The organism is Sphingomonas larreae, assembly GCF_051400595.1.
GTDB lineage: Bacteria > Pseudomonadota > Alphaproteobacteria > Sphingomonadales > Sphingomonadaceae > Sphingomonas.
The window spans coordinates 110,203-132,502 of record NZ_JBLFFI010000006.1 but is presented as its reverse complement, the minus strand read 5'-3'; the positions used below and the strand labels follow the sequence as shown (position 1 = coordinate 132,502).

Here is a 22,300-nt window from a genome sequence, read left to right as displayed (position 1 = left end):
TCCTCTCCCGCCTTGCGTATCGCGGAAGCGGAAAGGGCGCCAGCCTCGCCAGAGCCCTCAGCCCGCCAGCAGCGCGCGCACCTTCCCCGCCAGGGCCTCCATCGCGAAGGGCTTGGTCAGCAGCGCCATGTTGGGCGCGAGCTGGCCGTTGCCGATCACCGCATTCTCGGCGTAGCCCGTGATGAACAACACTTTCAGCCCGGGCATCAGCGCCAGCGCGGCGTCCGCCACCTGGCGGCCGTTCATTTGCCCCGGCAGCCCCACGTCGGTCACCAGCAAGTCGGGCCGCGCCCCCGCGCCGAGCAGCCGTAGCGCCGCGCCGCCGTCGCCCGCCTCGAGCGTGGCATAGCCGAGCCCGGCCAGCACCTCGACCACCAGCATCCGGATCGTCGGCTCGTCGTCCACCACCAGCACCGTCGGCGTTCCCAGCGCCGGCGGTGCCCGGTCGAGCGGCAGCGTCGCCGCCATCTCGTCGCTGGCGCTCCCGTAATGGCGCGGCAGGTAGATGCAGAGCGTCGAGCCCTGTCCCAGCTCGCTGTAGATCCGCACCTGCCCGCCCGACTGGCGCGCGAAGCCGTAGATCATCGACAGGCCAAGCCCGGTGCCCTCGCCAAGCGGCTTAGTGGTGTAGAAGGGATCGAAGGCGCGCGCCTGCACCTCCGGGGTCATGCCCGTACCCGTGTCGGTGACGCAGAGCGACAGATACTGGCCCGGCGGCAGGTCGCGATCGCGCGCGGCGCGCTCGTCGAGCCAGCGATTGGCGGTCTCGATCGTGATCCGACCACCCTCTGGCATCGCGTCGCGCGCGTTGATGCACAGGTTGAGCAGCGCGTTCTCGAGCTGGTTGGGATCGACCAGCGCGTCCCATAGCCCGGCGGCGCCGACCACCTCCAGCGTGATCGCCGGCCCGACGGTGCGGCGGATCAGCTCCTCCATGTCGCTCACCAGCCGGTTCACGTCGGTCGGTCGCGGGTCGAGCGTCTGGCGGCGCGAGAAGGCGAGCAGCCGATGCGTCAGCGCAGCGGCGCGGCGCGTCGCCCCCTGCGCGGCATTGACGTAGCGGTCGAGGTCGCCGATCCGACCCTGAGCGACGCGCACCTGGATCATCTCCAGCGCGCCCGAGATCCCGGTCAGCAGATTATTGAAGTCGTGCGCGAGCCCGCCGGTGAGCTGGCCGACCGCCTCCATCTTCTGCGCCTGGCGAAGCTGTTCCTCGGCCCGCATCAGCTCGGCGGTGCGCGCCTCCACCTCCTGCTCGAGCCGCGCGGTGAGATCCGCGAGCTCCCGCTCGGCGCGGCGGCGCTCGACCGCGTCGCGGGTGCGCTCGGCGACCTCGCGGACGAACGCCTGCTCGTCCTCGCTCCAGGTCCGCGGCTGTGCATGGTTGAGGTACAGCAGGGCGACGAACCCGCGCTGCTCGGTCACCGGCATGTTGATGAACGACATTGCCGCGAGCTGGCGCAGCCCCTCGGCGGTCTCGCGCGTGCGCGGGTCCTCGCGCACGTCCGCGATCGCCACCGTGACGCCGCGCTTCAGGTCCTCGATATAGGAGCCATAGTCACGGAAGCGGAGCACGCTGGGCAGCGGCGCGATGCCCTCGGCACAAAAGGCGCGCTCGGTGGTGATCGTCTCGGCGTCCGCATCCACCGTGCCATAGCCGGCGCGGCTGACGTCGAGCGCGCGACCCAGCACCTCGGCGGCAGCGAGCGCGAGGTCCCCGGCGTCACCCGGTTCGCGCAGCCGGTCGCTCAGCTCCACCAGCGCAGCGAGCCGGATCTCGGCGCGCTTGCGCTGATCGATGTCGAAGCTCACGCCGGGAAAGTGCACCGGTGCACCGTCCACATCGCGGTCGACCTGGCCCTGCGCCGCGACCCAGCGCGACTGGCCTTCGATCCCGATCAGCCGGTATTCTGCCTCGAACGCGTTGCCAGTGGCGATGCTGTGATCGATCGCGGCCCGGACGCGCGGCAGGTCTTCGGGATGAATGCCGCCGAAGAAGTCGGCGATCGGCGCGCCCTCGCGCGCCAATTTGGGGTCGACACCGTACAGCGCCGCGAAGCCGACGTCCGAGGTGACGCGATCGGCGCGGATGTCCCAATCCCAGCGCCCGATGCTGGGCGCCTCGGCACGCTGGCGCGGCGAGGAAGAACGTTCGGTCATGTCAGATCGACTGCGATAGGTAAGGTCACGGCTCCCAAACACCGCGGCGGGCCACCGGTTCATTCGCCCGACCTTGACTTTTTGCGCTTCCTGGACCATCTGCGCCGCATCGAGACGTATGCAGCGTGATCGGATCCTTGCGGGTCCAGGCTCCGTCTCGGTCGTTATTCATGGGCTTCCCAAGTCACGCGGGGCGTCATCTTACCCCGCCACCCGTGCGTCCGTGCGACGCACGGTGGGCCCGTTTCGCAGGATTCTCTCACATGTCATTTTCCCATCTCGGCCTGGCCGAGCCGCTCGTCCGCGCGCTCGAGGCCAAGGGCTATAGCGAGCCGACCCCGATCCAGCGCGACAGCATTCCGCTGCTGCTCGAGGGCAAGGACCTTCTCGGCATCGCCCAGACCGGCACCGGCAAGACCGCGGCGTTCGTGCTGCCGTCGATACAGCGGCTGTCCGAGGCGAACAAGCGCGTGCTGCCGACGCACTGCCGCATGCTGGTGCTGGCGCCGACGCGCGAGCTCGCCAGCCAGATCGCCGAGTCGGCGCGCGGCTATGGCCAGTTCTCCAAGATGTCGGTGGCGACCGTGTTCGGCGGCACCAGCATCGCCAAGAACCGCAACGACGTCGCGCGCGGCGTCGACATCCTGGTTGCCACGCCGGGTCGCCTGATCGACGTGATCGAGCAGGGCTTCCTCAACCTGTCGATGCTCGAGATCCTCGTGCTCGACGAGGCCGACCAGATGCTCGACCTCGGCTTCATCCACGCGCTCAAGAAGATCGTGCGCATGCTGCCGCGCAAGCGCCAGTCGCTGTTCTTCTCGGCGACGATGCCGCCGTCGATCCGCCAGCTCGCCGACCAGTTCCTCACCGATCCGGCGACCGTCTCGGTGGTGCCGCAGTCGACCACCGCGGAGCGGGTCGACCAGTCGGTGATCTTCTGCAACCAGACCGAGAAGCAGGCGCTGCTCACCATCCTGCTGCGCGAGACCAAGATCGATCGCGCTCTCGTGTTCACGCGCACCAAGCATGGTGCCGACCGCGTCGTGAAGCTGCTCGCGGGCAACGGCATCGCCGCCAACGCGATCCACGGCAACAAGTCGCAGCCGCAGCGCGAGCGCGCGCTGGCGGCGTTCAAGGCGGGCGAGGTGCCGATCCTCGTCGCCACCGACATCGCCGCGCGCGGCATCGACGTCTCGGGAGTGAGCCACGTGTTCAACTTCGAGCTGCCCAACGTGCCCGAGCAATATGTCCACCGCATCGGCCGCACCGCGCGTGCCGGGCGCAGCGGCGAGGCGATCGCCTTCTGCGCGGACGACGAGCGGCCGTACCTGAAGGACATCGAGAAACTGACGCGGCAGAAGGTGACGCAGCGTGAGCTGCCTGAGGACTTCCTGCGCCGCGCCGAGCAGCTCAAGAGCGAGCGCGTCAAGGCGATCGGCGCCGACCCCGCGCCGCGCGAGGACCGTCCGCGCGGCGCGCGCCCGCCGGCGCGTCCGAAGGCCACGCACGCTCCGCGCCCGACCGCGGGTTCGCCGCAGAGCCGCAATTATGCCAATGCGAGCGCGGGTCCGGCCGGCGGCAACGGCGGCGGCAATCGTCGTCGCCGTGGCGGCCGCGGTCGCGGTGCCGGCGGCGGTGCGGGAGCGCCCGCCGGCCGGTGAGCCGGTCGAGGCCTCGCCTTTTAGGGATCATGTCGTAGACCTACCGTCATCCCGGCCTTGGGCCGGGATCCATCGTGCGGCGTACACTCACGGCGGTGACACTCGCGGCGTGATGGATCCCGGCCCCAGGCCGGAATGACGATCGTGAGACGCGATGCCCCCGCCGCTCCGTTCGCGCCTTACTTGGCCGCCTTGCGCAGCGCGAGCCGCACCAGCGCGTCGAGCCCGGCACCCGCGCCCAGCTCCTCCTCCGCCCCCGCCACCGCGGCGCTCGCCTCGGCGGGGCGGAAGCCGAGGTTGAGCAGCGCGGACACCGCATCGGCGCCCGCTCCCGCCGGCACCACCTGCGCCGCCGCAGCCGGACCGAGCGCCACACCACCGACCTTGTCCTTCAGCTCGCGCACGATCCGCTCGGCCAGCTTCGGCCCGACACCATTGGCGCGCGCCACGGTCGCCTTGTCCTGCGCCATCACCGCGCGGCTGAGGTCGTTGGGCTCGAGCGCGGAGAGGATCGCCAGCGCGACCCGCGCCCCCACCCCCTGCACGCCGGTGAGCAGCCGGAACCAGTCGCGCTCGGCGGCGCTGGCGAACCCGACCAGTCGCAGGAAGTCCTCGCCCACCAGCAGCTCGGTGTGGACGAGGCAGGCCTCGCCTGCTGCTGGCAGCGCGGCGAGCGTGCGCGCCGAGGCGCCGACGAGATAGCCGACCCCTGCGACCTCAATCACCGCGTGGTCGATCCCGGTCGACGCGACCAGCCCCTTGAGATGCGCGATCATGCGCGAGGCGTTAGGCGATGCCGGGCCGGCCGTCGATGGGGGTGACGATCCGAGGCTCCCTCAGTCGGCACCGACGGTCTGATCGCACGCCGTGTTCTCCTATCATCGTCATCCCGGACTTGGTCCGGGATCTACTCGTCCGCGAGAGCAACGCCTCTTGAGTATGCGGCACGGTGGATCCCGGAACAGGTCCGGGATGACGGAGCGAGAGGTACGGTTGCCTTTGCGCCTCAGAACCCCGCGCTGATCGTGGCGAACACCTGACGCGGCGCGACCGGGAAGAAATTATACGTCCCGCTCGCCGCGCCGATGCTGATCGTGCTGGCGCCGCGCTGGTCGGTGATGTTGGTGACGTTGAGGCTCACTCCGAGCTTCTTGGCCAGCCCCTGACCCGACAGCGGCATGTCGAACCCGACGCGGCCGGACAGGGTGAAATAGCCCTTCACGCTCAGGTCGTTGGTATAGGTCGCGTAGCGTGCGCCGATATAGTCGCCGACCAGCTGCAGCTCGACGCCATCGGTGCGCAGCGTCGCCACCGTCTTGTTGAGCCACTCCGGCGAGCCCGGCACCTTCTTGCCCGCGGTCGGCACCACCGTCTGCGCCGCGCCGACGGTGTAATCGTCGTCGTAGCGCGAGTTGTTGTACGATAGTGCATTGTACAGCGAGAACGTGTCGCCGAAGCGGAGCGTGCCGGCAACGTCGACGCCGTCGGTGGTCACGCTGCCGACGTTGGCAAGGATCGTCGCGCCGCTCGCCACCGCGCTGATCGTCTGGGTCGGGCTGACGCCGAGCAGACGATTGGAGAAGTCGACGTGATAATAGCTGATCTGGCCCTCGAAGCCGGTGATTGGTCCGAGATCGAGCGCGCGGCGGGTGCGCACGCCGCCCTCATAGGTCCAGCTCGTCTCGGGCTTGGTCTGGTCCTTGAACGTTTCGAACAGGGTCTGGCTGCCCAGCGCGAAGGGTGACAGCCCCGCCGCTGCGCTCGTCTGGAACTGGCGGATGTTCTTCTGCGCGTTGACGAACACCTGCTCGCTCGCGGTGACGTCCCAGAGCACGCCGGCCTGCGGCAGGAACCATTCGTCGGTGTTGAGCCGGCCGACCGGCAGCTCGCGCGAGCCGGTGAACGAGCCCGGGATCGGCTGCACCGGCACCGCCTGGCGCGCCTTCTGGAACGTGCTCTTGAAGCCCGCCTGCACCAACAGCGTCGGCACGATCTGCCACGCGTCCTGGATGTGCGTCTGGATCTCCTCGACGCGCACCTCGCTGCCGTATTGCGTGATCAGCGGGTCGGCGTAGCTGTTGGGGCGGCGATAGACTGAGCTGGGGTCGTTGATATCGAAGGCGTACCAGCGGCGGTAACTCGACGAGCTCTGCCGCTCGTACCAGCCGCCCAGCTCGATCTGGTGGTTGCCGAGCTCGACCTTGAGCGTCGACAGGCCCCCATAGCGGTCGATGCGATACTCGGTGGTGCGCGTCGCCAGCCCCGAGTTGCCGAAGATCGTCGACAGCCGCGCGAGATTGGCCGGCGAGGTCGGGCTGCTCCCCGCGGCGCCCGGGTAATAGAAGGAGAATAGCAGCGGCAGGCCGGCGGCGGTGATCGGGCCGGCGATGATGCCGACACCGTCATTGTGGTGGAAATAGACCTGGTTCGACCAGGTCGCCCGGTCGGTCGCGCGCCAGTCGTATTTGGCGTAGCCGAGATAATCGGTGCGCAGCGCGCCGCCGTAATAATTGCTATAGTTGTTGCCTGCCGCGGCGTAGCTCGCCGCGCCGTTGTAGGCGTACTGGTTATTGAAATATTTGAGCGTATTGGCAAGGTCTGAGTAGAGGAACGGACGGATATAGGGCTGAAACGTCTGGTTCGCCGCGACGACGGTGGCGTCCTCATTGGGCTCGGTCTTGTCCGAATAAGCGAAATAGGCGGTCAGCTTGCCGCGGCTGTCGTCGTGGACCAGCTTGGCATTGCCCTGCCAGCCGTTCTGATAGCCGTTGAAGTCCCACGCCCGCGCGCGCTGGCGCACGCCCGAGACATAGAGCCGCGTGTTCTGCCCGATGTCGCCGCTGTCGAGGCGGAGGTAGGAGCGAGTCGCCTGATAGCTGCCGACGGTCTGCGCCGCGGTGAGGCCGAAGTCGGCGCGCGGGTCGCTCGAGAAGGTGTCGATCGTGCCGCCGAGATTGCTGGTGGAGGCGGTGCCGAGATCGCCCGCGCCCGAGGCGAGCGTGACGCGGCCGACATTCTCCGAAATGATCGCGCGCTGCGGGCTCAGCCCGTTGTAATTGCCGTATTGCTGATCGCCGAGCGGGACGCCGTCGAGCGTGTAGCCGAGCTGCTGCGCGTTGAAGCCGTGGATGAAGAGCGAGATGTTCTGCTCGTTGTTGCCCCACGGATCGGCGGTCAGATAGGTCACGCCGGGCAGCGTCTGGAGCGCCTTGAGCGGGCTGATGCCGGGCAGGATCTTCTGGATCTCGACGCTGCCGATCTGCGTGACCGAGCGAGTGACCGCGCCGGTGACGACGACGTCGGTCGCCGCGGTGTCGTCGCTCGTCGCCGGGTCGGCGCCTGCACCGGGTGCGGGGTCCGCCGGCGCGGCCGCGGCGGTGGCAGGCGCAGCGCCGGTGCCGTCGCGCACGATCTGCAACTCCTGCGCCGCGGCGGGCGCGATCGGGAGGACAAGCGCGAGCGCGGCAGCGCCCGTGAGCAGCATCGTACGGTTCATGTGATCGTTCCCCAGCGGGCGCTGATCCGCCCGTCTGCGGCGCGCTGTGCGATCGTCATCTTGCAACGCGATGACGTTACTGGGTCAATTCAATGACATGCGCTGGATGGGGCCTGGGGTGGCACTTCGTTCTTACTTCCGTCATCCCGAACTTGCTTCGGGATCCACCGCGCCGCGTCCTCAGGGGGTGCGGCGCTTGCGATACAGTGGATCCTGAAACGAGTTCAGGATGACACCAACAACGGCATGAGCGGTGAGAGCCCCTTCCCTCAGACCGCCGCGGTGATCGCCTTGAGGTCGACGATCGGGCGCGCGCCGAAATGCTGGATCACCTCGGCGGCGCAGATCGCACCCAGCGTCAGCGACGACTCGAGCGACTTGCCGCGCGCCTGGCCGAACAGGAAGCCCGCCGCGAACAGGTCGCCCGCGCCGGTCGTGTCGACCACCTTGTCGATCGGCTGCGCCGGCACCGTCACGCGCTCCTCGCCCGCGATCGCGGTGGCGCCGCGCTCGCTCAGCGTGACGACGACCAGCGGCACCTTGTCCTTCACCGCCGCGATCGCCGCCTCGACGTCGCCCGTCTCGGTCAGCGACATGATCTCCGCCTCGTTGGCGAAGAGCAGGTCGATCAGCCCGACGTCGATCAGCTCATGGAAGGCGGCGCGGTGGCGGTCGATCACGAACTCGGCGGAGAGCGTGAACGCCACCTTGCGCCCCGCCGCGCGTGCGACGTCGATCGCGGCGCGCATCGCCGCGCGCGGCTCCTCCGGATCCCACAGGTAGCCTTCGAGATAGAGGTAGCGCGCGTCGGCGATCAGCGCGCGGTCCAGCGCCGCCTCGGGGAGATAGTGCGAGGCGCCGAGGAAGGTGTTCATCGTCCGCTGGCCGTCGGGGGTCACGAAGATGAGGCAGCGGCCGGTGGTCGGCGCGCCGGCGCGGGCGGGGGTGTCGAAGCGGATCCCGGCAGCGCGGATGTCGTGCGCGAAGACGTCCCCGAGCTGGTCGTCGGCGACTTGGCCGATGAACGCGCAGGACGCGCCCAGCGCCGCCATGCCCGCGATCGTATTCGCCGCCGAGCCGCCCGACACTTCCTGCCCCGGCCCCATCTTGGCGTAGAGCGCGTCCGCTTCGTCAGGCGAGAAGACCAACGCCATCGCGCCCTTGGTCATGCCGTTGTCGGCGACGAAGGTGTCGCTCGCCGGCGAGAGGATGTCGACGATCGCGTTGCCGATCGCGACGACGTCGTAGGTCGGTTCGGCTTGGGGGCGGGGTGCGGTCAAAGGGGTTGGTCCTGCTGTCCGGGAAAGCGCCCGCCTATCCGCCGACCGCGGCTTGCGCAACCGCGGCGGACGGCGCATCGCTGCACGACGATGCTGCGCGCGCTGCTGCTCTCGATCGGTCAGCTCGGCGACCCGCCGGTGGTGCGCGTGCTGGCGCAGTCACTGGCGGTGACGCTGGCGCTGTTCGCCGCGCTGGCGCTCGGCCTGTGGTGGCTGGTCGACGCCGCGCTGGCGGGCTGGACCTATCACGGAGCGATGGCGGGGCTGGCCGCGATCGTGGTGACCGCCCTCGCCTTCTGGCTGCTGTTCCGCGCGATCGCGATCCTCGTGGTCGGGCTGTTCGCCGACCGGATCGTGGCCGCGGTGGAGCGACGCCACTACCCCGCCGCGGCGGCGAGCGCGCGCGAGGTGCCGCTGGCGCGCGGGCTGGCGATGGGGCTCGGCTCGGCGGCGCGCTTCGTCCTGGTCAACCTCGTGCTGCTGCCGGTCTATCTCGCGCTGCTCGTCACCGGGGTCGGCACCGCGGCGCTGTTCTTCCTGGTCAACGCCTGGCTGCTCGGGCGCGATCTCGGCGACATGGTCGCAGCGCGCCACCTGCCCCGCGCGGCGATGCGAGACTGGCGCACGGCGACCGCGGGGCGGCGCTTCGTGCTGGGGCTTGCGGGCACCGCGCTGTTCGTGGTTCCGCTGCTCAACATCCTCGCGCCGGTGCTCGGCGCGGCGATGGCGACCCACCTCTACCACGGAGCCCGCCGATGATCCCGCCCCGCCGTCTCGCCGCGCTGCTCGCCGCGCTCGCGGCCGCGGGCTGTACCGCGACGGCGCCGACCACCGCGCCGCGGCCGCAGCCGGTCGCGGCCGCGCTGCCCAGCGTGGGGCTGGAGAGCGTGATCGGGCAGAACGCCGCGGCGCTGGTACGCAGCTTCGGCCCGCCCGACGCCGACGTGCGCGAGGGCACCGCGCGCAAGCTGCAATTCTCCAGCGCGATCTGCATCCTCGACGCATACCTGTACCCGCCCAGCGGGGGCGGCGAGGCCAAGGTGACCTGGGCCGACTCGCGTCAGCGCGACGGCCGCGCGATCGACCGTGCCAGCTGCGTCGCGGCGCTGACCCGGCGCGAGGGGGGTAAGTAGCGGCGGTCGAGCGTCAGCGAGGCAGGCGATAGAGACGCCTTACCCGCCGTCGTCGCCCACGCAGATCCTCCCCGGCACGGGGAGGGGAACCATGCGAAGCATGGTGGAGGGGGGGCTTCCACAAGCGCTGCACTGTGGGGAGAACCCCCTCCACCACCGCTTCGCGGCGGTCCCCCTCCCCGCTAGCGGGGAGGATCGGCGTGGCGCAGCCCAAGCCCCCCTCCCCGCTAGCCCTGGCGCGCGCGCTCGCCTAGGCTCGTCCGCGACAAGGGGGCGTCGGGTGGCGGATAACGAGATCGCGGTCAGCGCCGAGGCGCTGGTGAAACGCTACGGCGAGCGACGCGTGGTCGACGGGGTCGATCTCGCGGTGCCCGCGGGCGCGATCTACGGCGTGCTCGGCCCCAATGGCGCGGGCAAGACCACGACGCTGCGCATGCTGCTCGGCATCATCGAGCCCGATTCCGGCCGGCGTCGCCTGCTCGGCAGCGATGCCCCGCGCGACGTCGGCGACCGCGTCGGCTATCTGCCCGAGGAGCGCGGACTCTACCCCTCGATGACCGCGCGCGAGGCGATCGCGTTCATGGGTGCCATGCGCGGGCTCGACTGGCGCACCGGGCGCGCGCGCGCCGCAGCGCTGCTCGACTCGAGCGGGCTGGGTCACGCGATCGACAGCAGGATCCGCAAACTGTCCAAGGGCATGGCGCAGCTCGTCCAGCTGCTCGGCGCGATCGTCCATCAGCCGGACCTCCTGGTGCTCGACGAACCCTTCTCCGGGCTCGACCCGGTCAACCAGGATCGGCTTGAGCTGCTGATCCGTGCCGAACAGGCGCGCGGCGCGACCATCCTGTTCTCCACCCATGTCATGCAGCATGCGCAGCGGCTGTGCGACCGGCTCGCGATCATCGCACGCGGCCAGCGCCGCTTCGAGGGCACGGTGGACGCGGCGCGCGCGCTGCTACCGCAACAGGTCCGCTACATGCCGCATCGCGCCGACCCGGCGATCGCGCGGTTACTGCCCGCGGACGCGCGCGCGGAGGGCGGGGGCTGGCGATTCGAGCTGCCGCCGGAAGGGATTGAGGCAGTGCTGACGCGGCTGATCGCGGCGGGGCACGGGATCGCCGAACTGTCGATCGAGCGGCCCGGGCTGCACGAGGCGTTCGTCCGCGTCGTCGGCGACGCGAAGGCGCGCGCATGACGCCGCTGCGCCGCTACCTCCGTCAGACGCTGACGATCGCGCGGCGTGATTTCGTCGCCACGGTGTTCACCCCGATCTTCCTGCTGTTCCTGTTCGCGCCGCTGTTCATGGCGTCGTTCGGCGCGGTCGGCAGCCTGGGCGCGGCGAGCGCAACCGACAGTTCGGCCGCGCGCACGCGACTGGTGGTGCTGCTTCCCACAACCGAGGCGGCCGCGGTGCTCCAGGCGGACGCGCGCTGGCGTGCCGCCGACGGGCATTCGTCGCGACCGCAGCTCGAACCGCGGCGCATCGACGATGCCCCGGCGCGTCAGGCGGCGGCGCTGATCGCGACCCGCGCGCGCGACGGCGACGCTGTTGACGTCGCCGCGGTGCTCTACGGCACGCTCGACCGGCCGGCAGTACGTTACGCCGCGGGTGAGCGCAGCAGTGCGCGCTACCTGGCGGTGCTGGCGCGCGACGCTGCGCTCACGATGCGCGCCGGTCGCGACGGACCGCGCGCGGCGACGCTGACCACGGTCCGCACCGCCGCACCGTCGCAGGGCGTGCGCAAGACCACCGGCTTCTTCGCCACCTTCGGGATCTTCTTCCTCACGCTCTTTCTCTCCGGCCAGGTCGTCGGCACGATGGCGGAGGAGCGCAACAACAAGGTCATCGAGGTGCTTGCCGCGGCGGTTCCGCTGGAAAGCGTGTTTCTGGGCAAGCTGGTCGGCATGTTCGGCGTGGCGCTGCTGTTCGTCGGCTTCTGGGGCGTGGTGATCAGCCAGATCGGCGCGCTGCTGCCGGGCGATCTGGGCGCGGGTGTCGGGGCGCTTCAGCCCGCTGTCGGCGCGGGCTGGTTCGCGTTGCTGTTCGGGGGCTATTTCACCATGGCCTATCTGCTGCTCGGCTCGGTGTTCCTCGGCGTCGGCGCGCAGGCCGCGACGATGCGCGAGATCCAGATGCTGTCGCTGCCGATCACGATCGTCCAGGTCGCGATGTTCGCGCTGTCGTCCGCGGCGGTGTCGCATCCCGACAGCTGGGTGGCGACCGCCGCGCAGCTGTTCCCGCTCTCCTCGCCCTTCGCCATGGCGGGCCGCGCGGCGAGCGACGCAACGCTGTGGCCGCACGCCGCCGCCCTGGCGTGGCAGGCGCTGTGGGTGGCGATCTTCATCACCGTCGGCGCGCGCCTGTTCCGCCGCGGCGTGCTCCAGTCCGGCAACCCCAAAACGGCGTGGAAGCGGCTGTTCGCGCAACGCTAAACGGCGCCTGCGGGCGGTCGTATACGACACCGCCGCTGTCGCTTTTATGCAACGCCTTTCCAGAGTGTTGCGCTGCGGAACGAAAGCGCTTCCCGCTGTCATGCAACAGACATAATCGGAGACCATCGGCGCGCCCAACGACGACGAATTCCGTCGCGCACTTGGCATAGCGCCACAGGGGACTTCATCCGATGCGAAACAACCTTCTCATGGGCGCGGCGCTGGTCGCGCTGGTCGCGCCCGCCACCGCGATGGCGCAGGAAACCACGTCGACGATCCGTGGCCTCGTCACCGCCGAGGGGGCGCCTGTCGCGGGTGCGAGCGTGACGATCGTCAACGTGCCGACCGGCGCGCGCTCCACCGCCACCACCGACGCAAGCGGCGGCTTCACCGCGAGCGGCCTGCGCGCGGGGGGCCCTTACACGGTTTCGGTCACCGCCGCCGGCTATGCCTCGGCGCAGGTCACCGACATCAACACCACCGTCGCGCAGACCTTTGAGCTGCCGATCGAACTCGCGGCTGAGGGAGCTGCGGGGGGCGACATCGTCGTGACCGCCGCCAGCCTGCCGAGCGCGCGCTCGCTGTCGCAGGGACCGGCGACGGTACTCAACGCCGAGCAGATCGCTAATGTCGCGACCGTCAACCGCGACATCCGCGATCTCGAGCGGCGCGACCCGTTCGCGCGACTTGATGACACGCCCAGCGGCGGTCGCTCGGTGTCGTTCGCGGGCCAGAACGCACGCTTCAGCCGGTTCTCGGTCGACGGCGTACCGATCACCGATAACTTCGGCCTCAACACCGATGGTCTGCCGAGCCGCCGTTCGCCGATTCCGCTCGATGCGATCGGCCAGTTTCAGGCGAAGATCGCGCCCTATGACGTGCGCGAGGGCAATTTCACCGGCGGCGCGGTCAACCTCGTGCTCCGCTCCGGCACCAACAATTTCCAGGGCACCGGCTTCTACGCGCAGCAGACCGACGGGCTGACCGGAGAGCGCACCAAGGATCTTCGGGTCACGCTCCCCAAGTACAAGCAGGAGAATTACGGCGCCGAACTGTCCGGCCCGATCATCAAGGACAAGTTGTTCTTCATGGTCGCGGGCGAGCGCATCCGCGGCGGCTTCCCGCAGCAGCAGGGCCCGAGCGACGCGAACGCCGGCATCGCGATTCCGAACCTCAGCCTGGCGCAGGTTAACCAGGTGATCGACATCGCCCAGTCGCGCTACAATTACGCCGCGGGCGGCGTGGTGACCGACTCGGGCGACAAGGACGACCGTCTCGTCGGCAAGCTCGACTGGAACATCGCAGACGGGCAGCGCTTTGCGCTGACCGGCACCTATGCGAAGGACGAGATCAACATCAACTCGTCCAACACGTTCACCACGGCGAGCCCGACCACCGGGCTGAGCCTCGCGTCGAACAATTACATCTCGGGCAACCGGCTGTGGACCGTCGTCGGTCAGCTCAACTCCGACTGGACCGACGAGATCTCGACCGAAGTCCGCGGCTTCTACAAGGACTATGAGCGTCTCGCCGAGCCGCTGCTGGGGCGCGGCTTTGCGCAGTTCCGTGTCTGCGTCGCGCCGACCTCAGACCGCGCCGCCGCGGGTGCGGCCAACAATGCTTCGACCCAATGCCCGGCCAATTCCTCGATCGTGTCGATCGGCCCGGACAATTCGCGCCAGACCAACGAGCTGACCTCGAACACCTGGGGCGGACTGGTGCAGCTGCGCTACAACAAGGGCGCGCACGACCTGCGCCTGTTCACCGAGGTGCAGAGCACCCGCGTGTTCAACTCGTTCCTGCAGAACAGCGCGGGCAATTATTACTTCGACTCGCTGGCTGATTTCGCCGCAGGCAACGCGCAGTCGCTCGGCTATGGCAACGCGATCCCGTCGCTCAACCCGGACGATGCCGCAGCGCGCTTCAGCTATCAGCAGTTCACGTTCGGCATCCAGGACAATTGGCGCGTCACCGACACCTTCGATATCTCCTACGGCGCGCGCTACGACCTGTACGCGGGTCACACCTTCCCGACGTTCAACAGCAACTTCGCGAGCCGCTACGCCAATGGCGCGGTGGTACGCGGCGAGCAGACCACGATCGGCGGCAACAACGCCTACATCAACGGCCTGGGCGTCTTCCAGCCGCGCGTCGGCTTCAGCTGGCGCCCGGACAGCCGGCTGACGCTGCGCGGCGGCGGCGGCATCTTCGCCGGCGGCACCCCCGACGTCTATGTGTCGAACAGCTTCTCGAACACCGGCGTGCTCAGCAATTCGGTTTCAATCACGCAGCTCAACAACGGCGCGTTCAACGGCAACCAGGGGGCGCTGCCCGCTGGGGTCGGCGCGGCAGCGCTCCAGGGCGTCACCGGTACGGGCATCGCCACGTCGGTGAACCAGTATCTGCTCAACGGCACCGTGTCGCAGAACGCCACCACCAACGCGCTCGATCCCAACTTCAAGATCCCGAGCCAGTGGCGCTCGACGCTGAGCGCCGACTATCGCTTCGACATCCCGGGCGGTGAGCTGACGATCGGTGCCGACGGCCTGTTCATCGGCGTGCGCGATCAGGTGTATTTCACCGACCTGCGCTCGCAGCCGGTCACCGGCGCGTTCGCGCTGACGCCCGATGGCCGCCAGCGCTACCGCCCAGTGACGACCTTGGCCAACGGGCTGCCGAACTATTCGGACACAGGCTCCGACATCCTGCTGACCAACACCAACAAGGGGCGCAGCTGGATCGGCGTCGCGCGCTTCGACGCGCGTTGGGACTTCGGCCTCGCCGCTTACGGCAGCTTCACCTATCAGGACGTGAAGGACCAGGCGCCGGCGACGTCGTCGACCGCGAGCTCGAACTATAGCAATGGCGCGTTCGTCGATCCGAACAACGTGTCGTACGGCGTGTCGAACGACCAGGTGCAGTACCAATTCAAGTACGGTCTCACCTTCGATCACGCCTTCTTCGGCAACGCCAAGACGCAGATCGCACTCTTCGGCGAGACCCGCAGCGGCCGCGCCTACAGCTACACGTTCAACGATCAGGTTCCCTCGGGCTCGCGCAGCGCCAACTTCGGCACGATCGGGACGGCGACGCGTTACCTACTGTACGTTCCCACCTTTGGCGGTGACTCGAAGGTCTCGTACGGCAGTGCGGCGCAACAGCAGCAGATCGAGGGCTATTTCCGCGCGCAGGGCCTCGGCAAGTATCAGGGCAAGATCGCGCCGCGCAACTCGGCGCGTTCGCCCTGGTTCACCCGGCTAGACCTCCACCTTGCGCAGGACATCCCGACCTTCGTCGGCGCCTCGCGCGTGCAGGTGTTCGCGGACATTGAGAACTTCACCAACCTGCTCAACCGCAAGTGGGGCCAGATCTCGGAATACGTGTTCCCGTACAACGTCGCGCCGGTCCGCGTGACGTGTCTCCAGGCGCCGGTCGCGACCGGCGCGGCGGGGGTGCAGACCACCACCACGGGTCAGGCCTGCGGCCAGTATCGCTACACCCCGGCGGCCACCGACGCGGCGGGCAATTTCGTTGCGCCGACCCAAACGGTGTACGGTCGCCAGTCGCTCTACACGATCCGGCTGGGCGCGCGCTTCAGCTTCTGATCACGCGACGCGTTCACGGCGAGGCCGCCACCCCCTGCCGGGGTGGCGGCCTTCCTTTTTGCGCCAAGCGGTTCGCGGGTGTAGAGGGGGGGCGATGGCGACCTCCGCGACCCAAGCGCCCACCGCGTCCCCCAGCCCCGCTTCCTCCTCTACCAGCGCCGCGAGCCCGGCGCGCCAGCTGTTCGTGCGCCCCTTCTTCGAGGACAAGGCAGCGGCCTTCTGGAAACTCCAGGCGGCGGGCTGGACCGGCTATCTGCTGCTCCGCTCGGTTTCGTCGCTGTCGGTCAGCTTCACGCTGAAGTCGATCGTGCCAGTGATCATCGAGTCGATCGTCGGCTATTGCATCACCTTGCTGCTCTCGACGCTGTACGGCTTCTATCGACGGCTGCCGCGCGTCACCGGCATCATGCTGTCGATCTTCACACTCTCGGCCGCGACCTTCCTCTACGCCACCCTCGACGCTTTCTCGTTCAGTCTGATCAAGCTCGCCGCGCCGGGGATCGACCTGTCGGTGCTGCTGGCGACGCTGTTCCTCAATTTCACCGTGCTGGCGGGCTGGTCGGCGCTGTACTTCGGGATCAATTTTTATCTGATCGTCGAGGATCAGATCGATCAGATGGAGCATCTCGAGAACCAGGCCTCGAGCGCGCAGCTGGCGATGCTGCGCTACCAGCTCAACCCCCACTTCCTGTTCAACACGCTCAACTCGATTTCCACGCTGGTGCTGCTCAAGCAGACCGAGCGCGCCAACGCGATGCTGTCGCGGCTCGCCTCGTTCCTGCGCTACACGCTCGCCAACGAGCCCACTGCGCACGTCACCGTCGCGCAGGAGGTGGAGACGCTGAAGCTGTATCTCGAGATCGAGAAGATGCGTTTCGAGGAGCGGCTGCGCCCCAAGTTCGACGTCGACCCGGCGGTCGAGAAGGCGCGGCTGCCGTCGCTGCTGCTCCAGCCGCTGGTGGAGAATGCGATCAAATATGCGGTCACGCCGCAGGAGGACGGGGCCGAAATCTGCGTCACCGCGCGGCTCGTCGGCGACAGGGTGCTGCTCGGCGTATCCGACACCGGACCGGGTTTGATGCCGACCAAATCGCGGCCAAGCCTTTCCACCGGCGTTGGCATCGCCAATATCAGGGAGCGGCTGGCACAGGCCTACGGGCCGGACCACCGCTTCGATGTGCGGGCCATGCCGACGGGCGGGTTCGGGGTCGAGATTGAGATCCCGTACCAGCGCGACGTACCGAATAGAGAGGTGTGATGAGCATTCGTACCATCCTCGTCGACGACGAGCCGCTTGCGATCCAGGGGCTCGAGCTCCGGCTGGCGGCGCACGACGACGTCGAGATCATCGCCAAGTGCCAGAACGGGCGCGAGGCGATCAGCGCGATCAAGACCCACAAGCCCGACCTCGTCTTCCTCGACATCCAGATGCCGGGCTTCGACGGCTTCTCGGTGGTGCAGGGGCTGATGGACGTCGAGCCGCCGCTCTTCGTCTTCGTCACCGCCTATTCCGACCATGCGATCCGCGCCTTCGAGGCGCAGGCGACCGATTATCTCATGAAGCCGGTCGAGGAGGCTCGGCTTGCCGACACGCTCGACCGCGTGCGCCAGCGCCTGTCCGAGCGCCAGAGCGTCGGCGAGGCGGAGAAGCTGAAGGAGGTGCTCGCCGAACACGCTCCCCAGGCTGCCGCCGAGATGGGCGATGGCGGCGGCGACTCGGTCAACGCCAGCCGCTTCGAGAAGATGATCAACATCAAGGATCGCGGCCAGATCTTCCGCGTCGACGTCGACACGATCGAGCGGATCGACGCCGCGGGCGATTACATGTGCATCTACACCGGGGACAACACGCTGATCCTGCGCGAGACGATGAAGGACCTCGAGAAAAGGCTCGATCCGCGCCGGTTCCAGCGCATCCACCGCTCCACCATCGTCAACCTCGACCTCGTCAAGCAGGTCAAGCCGCACACCAACGGCGAGTGTTTCCTGGTGCTCGACTCGGGCGCGAGCGTGAAGGTGAGCCGCAGCTACCGCGACGTGGTGGCGCGCTTCGTCCATTGAGCGACGCGCCCGTCCGCGTCGACGCGCTCTACCGCTTCGCCCGGCTCGACGACCCGCACGCGTTGCGTGGCCCGCTGCTGGAGATCGCGCGCGCCGGTGGCGTGCGCGGCACGCTGCTGCTCGCGAGTGAGGGGGTGAACGGTACCGTAGCGGGGGCGCCGGACGCACTCGACCGGCTGCTCGCGCCGATCCGCGCGCTGACCGGCGGCACTTTGTCGCTCAAGCACAGCTGGGCCGACGACTCGCCCTTCCACCGGCTCAAGGTGAAGGTGAAGCGTGAGATCGTGACGATGGGCGAGCCGGTCGATCCGCTCACCGAGGCGGGCTGCTACGTCGCGCCGTCCGAGTGGAACGCGCTGATCGACGATTCCGCCACGCTCGTGATCGACACGCGCAACGCCTATGAGGTGCGCGTCGGCACCTTCGCCGGCGCGGTCGACCCGGGCACCGCGAGCTTCGCCGACTTCCCCACCTGGTTCCGCGCCCACCGCGACACGCTGCTGGCGGGGAAGACGCGCGTGGCGATGTTCTGCACCGGCGGGATCCGCTGCGAGAAGTCGACCGCCCTGCTCAGGCGCGAGGGCGTCGAGCAGGTCCACCATCTCGACGGCGGCATCCTGCGCTATCTCGAGGAGGTGCCCGCGGCGGAGAGCCGCTGGTCGGGCGAGTGTTTCGTGTTCGACCAGCGCGTCGCGGTTGGCCACGGTCTCACGCCGGGGACTCACCTGCTGTGCCACGCCTGCCGCATGCCGGTGAGCCCGTCGGATCGCGCCTCACCGTTGTACGTGGAGGGGGTGAGCTGTCCCGCCTGCCACGACTCGCGCGACGACGCGCAGCGCGCCGGCTATGCCGAGCGCCACCGCCAGCAGCGGCTCGCCGAGTCGCGCGGCGAGGAACATGTCGGGCGGCAGTCCGAGGCGTGATGCTGGCGGGTGATCGCTCCGGCGGGCGGCGGCGATGGCGCTTAATCGCGCTGCTGATCGGCAGCCTGGCCTATTGGCTGCTCGTCTGCCGCATCGACGATGTCGCGGAGCCGTGGGACGGCAGGAACTACTGGCGGCTCTGGTATCCGGCGTCGGTCGCGGTGGCGGCGCTCGCCGGGTGCTGGTTGCGGCAGCGCGGCTGGAGCGCCGGGGTGATCGTCACCTTCGCGCAGTGGCCTGTCATGTGGCTGACCAGCCGTCAGCCGACGATCTCGCCCATCGCGCCGCTGATGCTCGCGGCGCTGGCGCTCATTCCGATCGCTGTCGCCACGCTGGCCGCTGGGTGGCGCGGCCGGTCGCCTGTCGGATCGAACTAGGGCGGAGAAGGGTGAGGTCTACCGCCGCCCCACCCAACCCACCTTTCCGCCCCGCCCGCGATCGGGTAGACGCGCGCGCATGCTCAACCTCAACGGCATCACCGTGCGCCTCGGCGGGCGCACGATCCTCGACGGCGCGACCGCGGCGCTGCCGCCCGGCAGCCGCGTCGGCCTGATCGGACGCAACGGCGCGGGCAAGTCGACGCTGGTGCGCGTCATCGCCGGCCAGCTCGAGCCCGACGACGGTTCCGCGGACATGCCCAAGGGCGCGCGGCTCGGCTATATCGCGCAGGAAGCACCCGCCGGAGACGCCACGCCGTTCGACACAGTGATTGCCGCCGACCTCGAGCGCGCGGCGCTGATGCTCGAGAGTGAGACCTGCGAGGACCCGGACCGGCTCGGTGACGTCTATGAGCGGCTGATCGCGATCGACGCCTATACCGCCCCTGCGCGCGCGGCGCAAATTCTGATCGGCCTCGGCTTCGACGAGGAGATGCAGCAGCGCCCGCTCGACAGCTTCTCGGGCGGGTGGAAGATGCGCGTCGCGCTGGCGGCTCTGCTCTTCTCGCAGCCCGACCTGCTGCTGCTAGACGAGCCCTCGAACCACCTCGACCTCGAGGCGGTGATGTGGCTGGAGGACTTTCTCAAGGGCTATCCGGCGACGATCGTCGTGGTGAGTCACGAGCGCGACTTCCTCAACAATGTCGTCGACCATATCCTCCACCTACAGGGGGGCAAGATCACGCTCTACCCGGGCGGCTATGACGCGTTCGAGCGCCAGCGCGCCGAGCGCATGGCACAGCTCGAGGCGGCGCGCGCCAACCAGGCGGCGCAGCGCGAGAAACTGCAGTCGTACATCGCAAAGAACTCGGCCCGCGCCTCCACCGCCAAACAGGCGCAGAGCCGGCAGAAGATGCTCGCCAAGATGCAGCCGATCGCAGAGATGGCGAACGACCCGACCCTGTCGTTCGGCTTCCCCGATCCGAGCGAGCTGCGGCCGCCGCTGATCACGCTCGATCTCGCCAGCGTCGGCTATAACGCGACCCCGATCCTCAAGCGGCTCAACCTGCGGCTCGATCCCGACGACCGCGTCGCGCTGCTCGGGCGCAACGGCAACGGCAAGACCACGCTGGCACGGCTGCTCGCGGCGCAGCTGACCCCGCTGGAGGGCGCGATGAACGCGACCCCGAAGATGAAGGTCGGCTATTTCACCCAGTATCAGGTGGAAGAGCTCGACACCGACGACACGCCGCTCGAGCATATGACGCGCATCATGAAGGGCGCGACGCCCGCGGCGGTGCGCGCGCAGCTCGGCCGCTTCGGCTTCTCGGGCGACAAGGCGACCACGAAGGTGGGCAAGCTCTCGGGCGGCGAGCGCGCGCGGCTGGCGCTGGCGCTGATCACGCGCGAGGCGCCGCACCTGCTGATCCTCGACGAGCCGACCAACCACCTCGACGTCGACGCGCGCGAGGCATTGGTGCAGGCGCTCAACGCTTACTCGGGCGCGGTGGTGCTGGTCAGCCACGATCGCCACATGCTCGAGCTCACCGCCGACCGGCTGGTGCTGGTCGACGAGGGCACCGCGCGCGAGTTCGACGGCAGCCTCGACGATTACATCGCCTTTGTGCTCAAGGGCGATCCCGCCAAGCCGGGGATGAGCAAGGCCGAGCGGAAGGCCGACAAGAAGGCCGCGGCGGAGCGGCGCGACCGCGACGCCGCGCTGCGCAAGACCGTCCGCGAGCTGGAGGCGGAGATCGCGCGGCTCACCGCGGAGCGCTCAGGGATCGAGCGCGCGATGGCCGACCCGAGCGGCGCCGACCCGCGCTGGCGGGGCAAGGCGATGGGCGAGCTGAGCCGGATGCGCGGCGACGTCCAGGCGGTGCTCGACACGGTCGAGCTGCGCTGGATGGAGGCGAGCGAGACGCTGGAGAGCGCCAACTGAGGGGAGCCTAGATCCTCCCGTGAAAGGGGAGGTGGCGAGGCCGTGTCCCCGGGACACGACCTTGGCCTGCCGGAGGCAGACCGAAGCCCGCGCTGGCAGAGCGCAGCGCTAACGGAGGAGTGCCGCGGCCGGCGCGTGTCGCGCGGCTCGCCAGCGTCGCCACCCCTCCACACGTCCTTCGGGCGCGGTCCCCCTCCACTTGCAAGGGAGGATCTAAGAGGGCCTTGCAGCCGAAGCTTACTCCGACTCGCCCTCGGTCGCTTCCTCCTCGCCCTTTACGCCGCGCTCGAACCACGCCTCGACCGGCCCGGTGAGCTTGATCGTCAGCGGGCGACCGTGGCGATCGACCTTCTTGCCGAGCGCGACACGGATCCAGCCCTCGGAGATGCTGTATTCCTCGACGTCCCGGCGCTCGACGCCCTTGAAGCGGATGCCGACGCCGCGCTGGAGCGCGGCCTGGTCGAAGTGCGGGCTCGACGGGTCGATCGAGAGATGGTCGGGGGGCGTGTCGGTCATGGCGCGGCGCCATGCCGCAGAACGCGCGCGCAGGCCACCAAAAAACGGCGCGGGATCGCTCCCGCGCCGCTCGAAGGGTCAGTAGCCGTAGCCGTAATGACCGGGTGCACGGTAGTAATCGCGATAGTAGCCGCGCGGTTCGTAATAATAGGCCCGCGGCGGCGGCGCATATTCGCGATAATAGACCCGCGGCGGCGGCGCTGGGTAATAGCCGCGGTTATAATAGCCGCGATCGGCATAATAGCCACGATCGTAGCGGTCGTAATAGCGATCGCGATTGTTGCTCGACGCGATCGCCGCGCCCAGCCCCAGCCCGATCACGCCGCCGATCAGCGCTCCCGTCGCGGCGTCACCGCCGCGGTCGCGATGGCGCCAGTAGCGCTGCGCCTCGGCGGGTGCGGCGCTGGTCAGCGCGGTCGCCGCCAAGGCGGTGGCAAGCCCCGCCTTTGTCCACAGTCCCGACATCTCAAGACCTCCTCAACTCGGTTCGCATGGTGGGTCCAACGCAGAATAATGCGAGCCTGTTGCGGGGCTTAGTCGAGTGGGGCTGAACCGGTGCGGAATGTGGCGTTCATCGGCCGTATAAGCGGGCGGGCGCGCGGGCTGCCGGTCGCGCGGAAGAGACGAGGAGCGACACTTAGTCCTCGTGCCGACGCGCCGCCGCAGGCGATGCGCCCGCGTCTCGCCATGCCGAGAAATGGACCGCAACATTT

16 protein-coding genes and 1 pseudogene are annotated in these 22,300 nt (G+C 68.9%); 11 read left to right on the top strand and 6 right to left on the bottom strand.

Annotation, left to right across the window (positions count from 1 at the left end; all coding sequences use genetic code 11):
* Positions 1-57: 57 nt before the first annotated feature.
* Positions 58-2,121: pseudogene (locus tag ACMGDM_RS17900) on the bottom strand (hybrid sensor histidine kinase/response regulator); the annotation flags it as partial.
* 302 nt (positions 2,122-2,423) lie between these two features.
* Here ACMGDM_RS17900 and ACMGDM_RS17895 point away from each other — a divergent pair.
* Entirely contained in the window at positions 2,424-3,821 is a 1,398-nt protein-coding gene (locus tag ACMGDM_RS17895; protein ID WP_436805489.1) for a DEAD/DEAH box helicase, read from the top strand.
* A gap of 179 nt (positions 3,822-4,000) precedes the next feature.
* On the opposite strand, the gene ruvA is transcribed toward ACMGDM_RS17895, so the two are convergent.
* The 3 genes from ruvA to ACMGDM_RS17880 form a co-directional block, all read right to left on the bottom strand.
* On the bottom strand, positions 4,001-4,597 hold the full coding sequence (gene ruvA, locus ACMGDM_RS17890) for a Holliday junction branch migration protein RuvA (protein ID WP_436805488.1): 597 nt from the start codon (positions 4,595-4,597) through the stop codon (positions 4,001-4,003).
* 230 nt (positions 4,598-4,827) lie between these two features.
* Positions 4,828-7,317, bottom strand: coding sequence for a TonB-dependent receptor (locus tag ACMGDM_RS17885; protein WP_436805487.1), 2,490 nt, complete (start codon positions 7,315-7,317; stop codon positions 4,828-4,830).
* Between the two features lie 269 nt (positions 7,318-7,586).
* Positions 7,587-8,597 (bottom strand): adenosine kinase, encoded by a 1,011-nt coding sequence (locus tag ACMGDM_RS17880; RefSeq protein ID WP_436805486.1) that lies wholly within the window; start codon positions 8,595-8,597, stop codon positions 7,587-7,589.
* Positions 8,598-8,687: 90 nt separating this feature from the next.
* On the opposite strand from ACMGDM_RS17880, the gene ACMGDM_RS17875 reads away from it, so the two are divergent.
* From ACMGDM_RS17875 to ACMGDM_RS17830, 10 genes are all read left to right on the top strand, one after another.
* Positions 8,688-9,356 carry an EI24 domain-containing protein gene (locus tag ACMGDM_RS17875; RefSeq protein ID WP_436805485.1) on the top strand — a complete coding sequence of 223 codons (669 nt, stop codon included), beginning with the start codon at positions 8,688-8,690 and terminating at the stop codon, positions 9,354-9,356.
* A complete protein-coding gene (locus ACMGDM_RS17870; RefSeq protein WP_436805484.1) occupies positions 9,353-9,730 on the top strand; it encodes a hypothetical protein in 378 nt (125 codons plus the stop codon). The genes ACMGDM_RS17875 and ACMGDM_RS17870 overlap by 4 nt, the downstream gene beginning before the upstream one ends.
* 280 nt (positions 9,731-10,010) lie before the next feature.
* Entirely contained in the window at positions 10,011-10,925 is a 915-nt protein-coding gene (locus ACMGDM_RS17865) for an ABC transporter ATP-binding protein (RefSeq protein ID WP_436805483.1), read from the top strand.
* Positions 10,922-12,163 carry an ABC transporter permease gene (locus tag ACMGDM_RS17860; protein WP_436805482.1) on the top strand — a complete coding sequence of 414 codons (1,242 nt, stop codon included), beginning with the start codon at positions 10,922-10,924 and terminating at the stop codon, positions 12,161-12,163. Before ACMGDM_RS17865 ends, ACMGDM_RS17860 begins: the two co-directional genes overlap by 4 nt.
* A 191-nt stretch (positions 12,164-12,354) precedes the next feature.
* Positions 12,355-15,768, top strand: coding sequence for a TonB-dependent receptor (locus ACMGDM_RS17855; protein ID WP_436805481.1), 3,414 nt, complete (start codon positions 12,355-12,357; stop codon positions 15,766-15,768).
* Between the two features lie 94 nt (positions 15,769-15,862).
* On the top strand, positions 15,863-17,026 hold the full coding sequence (locus ACMGDM_RS17850; protein ID WP_436805480.1) for a sensor histidine kinase: 1,164 nt from the start codon (positions 15,863-15,865) through the stop codon (positions 17,024-17,026).
* The gene (locus ACMGDM_RS17845; protein WP_436805479.1) at positions 17,026-17,829 is read left to right on the top strand and encodes a LytR/AlgR family response regulator transcription factor; all 804 of its coding nucleotides are present in this window, start codon (positions 17,026-17,028) and stop codon (positions 17,827-17,829) included. Before ACMGDM_RS17850 ends, ACMGDM_RS17845 begins: the two co-directional genes overlap by 1 nt.
* Entirely contained in the window at positions 17,826-18,752 is a 927-nt protein-coding gene (gene trhO, locus ACMGDM_RS17840; RefSeq protein ID WP_436805478.1) for an oxygen-dependent tRNA uridine(34) hydroxylase TrhO, read from the top strand. The genes ACMGDM_RS17845 and trhO overlap by 4 nt, the downstream gene beginning before the upstream one ends.
* Positions 18,752-19,129, top strand: a complete 378-nt coding sequence (locus tag ACMGDM_RS17835; protein ID WP_436805477.1) for a hypothetical protein — start codon at positions 18,752-18,754, stop codon at positions 19,127-19,129. The genes trhO and ACMGDM_RS17835 overlap by 1 nt, the downstream gene beginning before the upstream one ends.
* A gap of 79 nt (positions 19,130-19,208) precedes the next feature.
* Positions 19,209-21,071, top strand: a complete 1,863-nt coding sequence (locus ACMGDM_RS17830) for an ABC-F family ATP-binding cassette domain-containing protein (RefSeq protein WP_436805476.1) — start codon at positions 19,209-19,211, stop codon at positions 21,069-21,071.
* Between the two features lie 237 nt (positions 21,072-21,308).
* Here the strand turns inward: ACMGDM_RS17830 and ACMGDM_RS17825 are convergent, their stop codons facing one another.
* Both ACMGDM_RS17825 and ACMGDM_RS17820 read right to left on the bottom strand, forming a co-directional pair.
* Positions 21,309-21,587 carry a DUF3297 family protein gene (locus tag ACMGDM_RS17825; RefSeq protein WP_436805475.1) on the bottom strand — a complete coding sequence of 93 codons (279 nt, stop codon included), beginning with the start codon at positions 21,585-21,587 and terminating at the stop codon, positions 21,309-21,311.
* Between the two features lie 78 nt (positions 21,588-21,665).
* Entirely contained in the window at positions 21,666-22,052 is a 387-nt protein-coding gene (locus ACMGDM_RS17820) for a hypothetical protein (RefSeq protein ID WP_436805474.1), read from the bottom strand.
* Positions 22,053-22,300 lie beyond the last annotated feature (248 nt).

Bases quoted from the DNA above. Each gene is read 5' to 3' on its own strand.
- ACMGDM_RS17895 (WP_436805489.1), top strand. From the start codon at position 2,424: ATGTCATTTTCCCATCTCGGCCTGGCCGAGCCGCTCGTCCGCGCGCTC.
- ruvA (WP_436805488.1), bottom strand. From the start codon at position 4,597: ATGATCGCGCATCTCAAGGGGCTGGTCGCGTCGACCGGGATCGACCAC.
- ACMGDM_RS17885 (WP_436805487.1), bottom strand. From the start codon at position 7,317: ATGAACCGTACGATGCTGCTCACGGGCGCTGCCGCGCTCGCGCTTGTC.
- ACMGDM_RS17875 (WP_436805485.1), top strand. From the start codon at position 8,688: ATGCTGCGCGCGCTGCTGCTCTCGATCGGTCAGCTCGGCGACCCGCCG.
- ACMGDM_RS17870 (WP_436805484.1), top strand. From the start codon at position 9,353: ATGATCCCGCCCCGCCGTCTCGCCGCGCTGCTCGCCGCGCTCGCGGCC.
- ACMGDM_RS17860 (WP_436805482.1), top strand. From the start codon at position 10,922: ATGACGCCGCTGCGCCGCTACCTCCGTCAGACGCTGACGATCGCGCGG.
- ACMGDM_RS17855 (WP_436805481.1), top strand. From the start codon at position 12,355: ATGCGAAACAACCTTCTCATGGGCGCGGCGCTGGTCGCGCTGGTCGCG.
- ACMGDM_RS17850 (WP_436805480.1), top strand. From the start codon at position 15,863: ATGGCGACCTCCGCGACCCAAGCGCCCACCGCGTCCCCCAGCCCCGCT.
- ACMGDM_RS17845 (WP_436805479.1), top strand. From the start codon at position 17,026: ATGAGCATTCGTACCATCCTCGTCGACGACGAGCCGCTTGCGATCCAG.
- ACMGDM_RS17835 (WP_436805477.1), top strand. From the start codon at position 18,752: ATGCTGGCGGGTGATCGCTCCGGCGGGCGGCGGCGATGGCGCTTAATC.
- ACMGDM_RS17830 (WP_436805476.1), top strand. From the start codon at position 19,209: ATGCTCAACCTCAACGGCATCACCGTGCGCCTCGGCGGGCGCACGATC.
- ACMGDM_RS17825 (WP_436805475.1), bottom strand. From the start codon at position 21,587: ATGACCGACACGCCCCCCGACCATCTCTCGATCGACCCGTCGAGCCCG.
- ACMGDM_RS17820 (WP_436805474.1), bottom strand. From the start codon at position 22,052: ATGTCGGGACTGTGGACAAAGGCGGGGCTTGCCACCGCCTTGGCGGCG.